This window comes from Candidatus Cloacimonadota bacterium (assembly GCA_020532085.1).
Classification (GTDB): Bacteria; Cloacimonadota; Cloacimonadia; order Cloacimonadales; family Cloacimonadaceae; genus Syntrophosphaera.
Map to the genome: position 1 here is coordinate 35,025 of JAJBAV010000025.1, position 6,523 is coordinate 41,547.

Genomic DNA, 6,523 nt, shown 5'->3' on the forward strand with positions numbered 1-6,523 from the left:
CTTAGCTCAGGTGCTGGCTGAACCAGGCGTAGAGAGGCTCCAGCCCGGTGTTCTTCAGGGCCGAGACCGGGATCAGCGGAATATCTTTCAGGCCAAGCTCTTTAGACAATTGTTGCAGGGTTTTGGCCACTTTGGTCTTGGGCAGTTTGTCCGCCTTGGTGGCCACCACGCAGTGGTCGATCTTGCGCAGGCGCAGCAGTTCCAGCATCTGCATGTCCTTGGGGTCGGCCGCGTGGCGGATGTCCACCAGCACGATGATCCCGCGCAGTTGCTGGCGCTCGTCGAGATAGTGGCTGATCATCTTGCGCCATTTCTCTTGCTCCGCCTGGCTTACTTCCGCGAAGCCGTAGCCGGGCAGGTCGGTGAGCTGCAGGCGCCCTTCGCTGGCGGCGGCATCGTCTTTCCAGCGGATGAGGAAAAAGTTCAGCAGCCGCGTTTTGCCGGGATGGTTGCTGGTTTTGGCCAGCTTGCGCCGCTCCGTGAGCAGGTTGATCAGGGTGGATTTGCCCACGTTGCTGCGTCCCGCGATGGCAAATTCCGGATAGGCGCTGGCGGGATAATCCTTGGGCTCCACCGCGCTCTTGACGAAGAAGGATTCCACAAATCTAAGCATGGGAGTAGGTCACGCTTGAACGTTCGGATTCACAAACCTCCACCTCAGCCACCCGAACCGGCTCTGCGGCCAGGGACTCCATCATCCTCTCATAGATGAAACGGGCAAGGTTTTCCGAGGTGGGGTTTTGCTCGGTGAAGGCTGTCAGTTCATTCAGATAGGCATGGTCCAGTTCGTCGGTGATCTCCCCCAGCAGGGCTTTGATGCGGCCAATATCCATGGCCATGCCGATCTTGTCGAGCTGGTCTGCTTCCAAGGCCACCCGCACGGTCCAGTTGTGTCCGTGCAGATTGCTGCACGCGCCTTCGTAGCCACAGAGGCGGTGGGCGGCGCTGAAGGAATCGGTTACGCTAAGTTTATACATATCAGTCTCTTAAAAGTATTTTTTGCGAATGAAGACAAAAACCAGCAGCAGCGAGGCCAGCACGGAGATCCCGATCACCACCGCGAAAGCGTGGGGATGCTGGGCCAGGGGCAGTTTCAGGTTCATGCCGTAGATGCTGGCGATAAGGGTGGGCACGGAGAGCACGATCGTCACGGAGGTGAGGAACTTCATCACCACGTTCAGGTTGTTGGAGATGATCGAGGCGAAGGCGTCCATCATCCCGCTCAGGATGCTGCTGTGGATGTTCGCCATTTCGATGGCCTGCGTATTGTCGATGATCACGTCCTCCACCAGGTCCTCGGATTCGGGGTCCTGATTCAGCCAGCGCGAACGCTGCAGCCGCTCCAGGATGATCTCGTTGGACCTCAGCGAAGTGGAAAAATAGACCAGGCTCTTTTCCAGCCGCAGCAGCCGGAACAGCTCCTGGTTGCGCAGGCTCTGGCTGAGTTCGTTCTCGATCTTGTTCGTGCGGCGGTTGATCTCTTTGAGAAAGCGCAGAAAGTACAGCGAAGTGCGCAGCGCGATCTGCAGCAGGAAGCTCTGCTGGGTGATCCGGAAGGGCTTGTGTTTGCAGTCCAAAAAGACGTTGAGCACTTCGTTGTCGAAAAAGGACACCGTGATCAGCTTGTCCTGCACCGCGATCACTCCCAAAGGCGCCGTGGTGAAGGACAAACTGGCCGAGCGGTGCTTGTAATAGAGCGGCACGCGCATGATCACCAGCACGGCGTTTTCCTCATATTCCATGCGGCTGTTCTCGTCCGCGTCCTGGAGGTCTGTGATGAAATCTTCCGGCAGCCCGAACTCGTCGATCAGGGCCTTGATCTCATCCGCCGTGGGGCTTTCCAGATGTATCCAAAAAGCCTCGCTGTGCGCCAAAGCCGGCTCAAAACGCTGCTCTCTGACCTTGAAATACTGGATCATGGCAACCTCCTTTTGCTTGAATTTTAACTGAAACCACAATTTTCAAACGCGGGTTTATGGCAACAGAAATCTGATCCGCCTGGCACCATACGCAGCTCACCCAAAAACGCAATTACGTAATCAAGCCCTTGCGGAAACGGCCATCCCGTTCTGCCCCGTGGCGCGGCCTGCCAAAGCCGCGAATCCATGGCTGTGTGCAAGCCATGCCAAATCCGCTGGCTCATGATCATGCGCCACACCCAAGCCCTGGCTGGCAGGAAAGACGGATTCCTGTCCCTCGTCTTGGTCCGGATCCTCTTTCCCTGTTTCCGTGCTTATCAGTTGCCTTCTTCAGGCTTGGATCCTGCTTCTCAGTACGCGTTGTCCGGCGAAAACTTTCCCTTGTGCCGCTGTTCTTACGGTTGTGATATTTTAGGCAAACAATTATAATACTTGACAAGAAAACTGGATGCAACCAGCATCGTATCCGTAACAACTGCTTGCTGCGCAGCACACAGCAACAATTTGTCAAACGCTTGTTCATGTCTTGGGAGCGTGTGCATGAAAGTCATTTCGCGGCACCCGGTGGATTTATTTCCACAACCGGACGGTGTGATTTGCAATTCTAAGCCCGGGAGGTCGGGGAGCGTATTGAACGGCCAATTATCCCAGACCTGTCAAATCCAAACCATCTAAGGGGAGACATCATGAAAAACCTTGTCCTGGTTGCAGTTATCCTATTGCTCGCGGCTTCCTTGGGAGCCCTTACTTGGTGGACCGGAGCGGTTTCCACCGACTGGCACAACGCCTCCAACTGGACCGCCGGGGTACCCACGAACACCAAGCACGCCATGATCCCGGTCGTGACCAATGGCCGCTATCCCGACACCACCCCCAACATCGCTGTCTGCCAGCGGCTTTCGCTGCAGGCGGGGGCCAGTGTGACCGTTGGAACAGGAGGTCTCTGGGTTGCCGAATACGCCCTGATCTGGGGCCAGGTGAACCTGAGCGCCGCCTCCGATTTTAAAACAGGCCAATCCATGTCTTGGCTGGAAGGGGCGACGGTCAACGTAACCGATGTAAACGCGCAGATCTTCTGCGGCGGCGGAATGGAATTCGCGACCGGCTCCAACGTCCAGTTCGCCATGGGCTACATTGAGTTCAGCAACACGTCAGGCACCGACAATTATCTTAAAAACAACAGCGCCAATACCATCCTGCCCAATGTCCGTTCCCGCAATTCCTCCGGCGGGATTTTCTACATCCACGGAGACACCACCGAGGACATCGTGATCGACGGCAATTTTTGGAACTACCAAGACTGCAGGTTGGAATGCGAGCCCGAAGTTAGCCTGATCGTGAAAGGCAACTTCAAGGATTACAACACCGTCGCCGGCAAAGGAGTCTGGCTTACCCACGGCACTTTAGTGATGGATGGGACGATACAATCGATCGAACTGACAAGCCAGAGCATGCTCAACAACCTCACCTGCAGCGCCACCGACACCGTTAATCTGACCACAGACCTCTTCCTGCGGGGCACCCTCACCATTGCCAGTGGCGTGTTCGACCCCGGCGGCTGGGGCATCAGGATCCGCGGCGACTGGGTCAACCTGGTGGGACCGGCAGCTTTCGATGAAACGGGCACCACCGTCACCTTCGAGGCGGACTGGGACCAGTATTGCAATTACGATGAGGATTTCGACGCCCTGGTGGTGAACAAGGTGGCCGGATACTTCATCGTGGACAGCAGCATCGCCGACGTCAATTGCTTTTCCTACGAATGGATCGATGGCGGGATCAAGGTTTTGGCCGGCTCCTTCTCGGCCCTGTCCCTGGTGAACAACTACATCGCCGGAGAATGGTTCCTCCAGACCGGCGGCACCATAGAACTCAGCAATTACGGCACCGGTTTCATCGACCTGGGCGGCTCGCTGAACATCAGCGGCGGGATCTTCAACATCTACGGCGGCATTGACAATTCCTGGTGGCCCTATCCAGCGGACGCGTCCATCACCATGAGCGGTGGCACCCTCGACTTCAAAACCCAGGGTGTGCTGATTACCAACGCAACCTACTCCCTTACCGCGAACATCACCGGCGGCACCATCCGCGTGGCCGGAGGCTTCACCGTGAACCGCGCCGGCTTCCTTCCCGGCGGCGGTACGATCGTGCTGGCGGGCAGCGCGGATTGCCAGGTCAGCCACGTGGCCGGCTCCAGCTTCTTCTCGCTGGACATCAACAAATATCTGGAAACCGAGACGGGAAACCTGCCCCGCTTCGAAACAAACCGGGAGGGCAAGGTCCGCGAACTCACCCGTTCGCAGATAGTAACGGCAGCATCGAACCTGGATATCAACGGCAGTTTCTTTCAGCGCGCGGGTTACTTCATTGCCCCGGCCCAAATGAACGTGCGTGGCAGCTGGTACAAGTACACCGGTCACGATTCCTTCACCGAGGGCACGGGCAAAGTGGTATTCGACGGCGCCACCAACAGCACCGTTTACGGCGAGGAGGACTTCAACGACCTCGAACTGGCCAAAACTTCCCTGGCTTGGGAATTCCGGGTGCCTCTCAACAGCGCAGCGGACTGCGATTCCTACGATTGGACCCAGGGCACCCTGGAGGTTTCCGGCGGCTTTTTCTACGCCCATGAAATGGTGGACGACGTGATCCAGGGCGAGGTCAACCTCTCAGCAGGCAGCATCATCTTCGTTCAGGACACCGCCACCACCCTGGGCCTGAGGGGGCAGCTGAACATCAGCGGCGGTGAACTGCACATCTGGGGCGGCGCGACCGATCTGGTGACCGCCATGCCCAGCGGCGGTGATGCCGGCCTTACCATGTCCAACGGGCTGCTCTACCGCCATGGCTGGGGCATCGGCATCTACAACAACGCCTACGCCTTCAACGCGAACATCAGCGGCGGCGTCATCCGCACCGACGGCAATTTCTACTGCGACCGCGCTGATTTCAACCCCTCCGGCGGAGAACTCGAGCTGGCCGGCACAGCAAATTCCTATCTTACGGTAACCGGGCCCGGCCTGCAGCAACTGAGGATCAACAAAGGAAGCGACGCCTCCGTTATGCTGATGTCGGATCTGGACCTCAACGGGCTGCTGACCGTGGATTCCGGCAGTTTCGTTCTCAACTCCAACCACATCCACACCACTGGGAGCATTATCGTGCACGGCACCATGATAGTGAATGGGAATTCTTGGCTGTACCTGAACAACCTGTGCTACCTGAACGTGGAATCCGGCGGACGGTTGGAGGCCATTAGCTATCCTGGCAGTCTGGTCGCGATCAACACCGATGCCGGCTATTTTTACTTCAACGTCCGCAGCGGAGCCACCATCGCCGCCAGTTATTGCCTCTTTGCCCAGATGTCCCAATACGGCGTATATGTGCATCCAGGGGCCAGCATCGATCCCGACCACTCCTTCGATCACTGCCGTTTCTCTTGGGGCGTTGAGGGCGGGGCTTTGCTTACGATCGACAATTCCGACCATGTGGGCATCGTCAGCCCGCAGTTTCTCACCGACGCTGGCGTCGGTGCCTCCAACGTGCGCAAAACAATTGACGCGGGGATCGTGAACATTGTCAACTCCACCGGATACTTCAGCGGGGAGGAATATGATGACGATTTTTACGGCCGCGTACTATGGAACGCCGGCAACGATCTTCCAGATTTGCAGATTGTTACTGCCGAATGGGTCCCCGCCACTCCGGACCCCTGGCTGGGCGACTCCCGCGACCTGAAGGTGACCCTTGTGAACAACAGCCTCAATGCGCTTGAAGGTATCTTTTACCTCGATCTCTACTACGATCGCGACACCCCGCCCACCCTCACCCAGGTCGGAGATATGTACCTCAACCTGAGCGAGATGCCGGCCGGACTGCCGGTGGAGATGATCTTCGCAGGCATAGCCAATTATAATGAAGACCTGGCCGGGGAATGGAACTCCTGGCTGCAGCTCGATTCAGATGGCTTCATCGCCGAATCCAATGAAAACAACAACGTTTACGGCCCCTTCCACATCACCTGGCAGGATCTGCCCGCTATCATCGATCTGGACATCTCCTACGATCCGGATACCGGCCTGGCCACCCTGGATTGGGATTACCCCCTCAGCGTCACCAAGTTCAATGTCTATAGCGATACAGACCCCTTCGGCGATTTCAGCACCGCAGCCGGCTGGTCCACCACCCACAGTTATAGCTTCTCACCCGGCCCAAACCTCTTCTTTCGGGTGACCGCGGTACGCCTGCCACCTTCAAAATCCACACCGGAACTGCCCCGCACCCGCGACTGAACAAGCCAAAATCCTGTTCTTCACTGTCCCGCCTTCCCCCGGCGGGACTTTTTTGGCTCAGCTGTCGTGGTAAAACTTGATCGTTGCCTCTCCGCCATTCCATCCCAAAATTCCTTGACTTCACGTTTCGCTCCCAATATCAATACGGTATCAATACGGAATCATTACGGATGAAATCCGTATTGATTCCGTATTGATACCGTATTGATACCGTATTGATACCGTATTGATACCGTATTGATACCGTATTGATACCGTATTGATACCGTATTGATACCGTATTGATACCGTATTGATACCGTATTGATA

General features: G+C 56.7%; 4 protein-coding genes. 1 reads left to right on the forward strand and 3 read right to left on the reverse strand.

Going from position 1 to position 6,523, the window contains the following annotated elements; genetic code table 11:
• Position 1: 1 nt before the first annotated feature.
• From yihA to LHW45_07585, 3 genes are read right to left on the reverse strand one after another with little or no spacing between them, the layout of a single operon-like run.
• Entirely contained in the window at positions 2 to 613 is a 612-nt protein-coding gene (yihA, locus tag LHW45_07575) for a ribosome biogenesis GTP-binding protein YihA/YsxC (protein MCB5285431.1), read from the reverse strand.
• Positions 606 to 977, reverse strand: a complete 372-nt coding sequence (gene queD / locus LHW45_07580; GenBank protein ID MCB5285432.1) for a 6-carboxytetrahydropterin synthase QueD — start codon at positions 975 to 977, stop codon at positions 606 to 608. The genes yihA and queD overlap by 8 nt, the downstream gene beginning before the upstream one ends.
• Positions 978 to 986: 9 nt before the next feature.
• Entirely contained in the window at positions 987 to 1,919 is a 933-nt protein-coding gene (locus LHW45_07585) for a magnesium transporter CorA family protein (protein MCB5285433.1), read from the reverse strand.
• A 686-nt stretch (positions 1,920 to 2,605) separates the two neighbouring features.
• Here LHW45_07585 and LHW45_07590 point away from each other — a divergent pair.
• On the forward strand, positions 2,606 to 6,214 hold the full coding sequence (locus LHW45_07590; GenBank protein MCB5285434.1) for a hypothetical protein: 3,609 nt from the start codon (positions 2,606 to 2,608) through the stop codon (positions 6,212 to 6,214).
• Positions 6,215 to 6,523: the final 309 nt, after the last annotated feature.

Excerpts from the sequence above, each read along its gene's own strand:
- yihA (MCB5285431.1), bottom strand. The coding sequence starts at position 613 with ATGCTTAGATTTGTGGAATCCTTCTTCGTCAAGAGCGCGGTGGAGCCC.
- queD (MCB5285432.1), bottom strand. The coding sequence starts at position 977 with ATGTATAAACTTAGCGTAACCGATTCCTTCAGCGCCGCCCACCGCCTC.
- LHW45_07585 (MCB5285433.1), bottom strand. The coding sequence starts at position 1,919 with ATGATCCAGTATTTCAAGGTCAGAGAGCAGCGTTTTGAGCCGGCTTTG.
- LHW45_07590 (MCB5285434.1), top strand. The coding sequence starts at position 2,606 with ATGAAAAACCTTGTCCTGGTTGCAGTTATCCTATTGCTCGCGGCTTCC.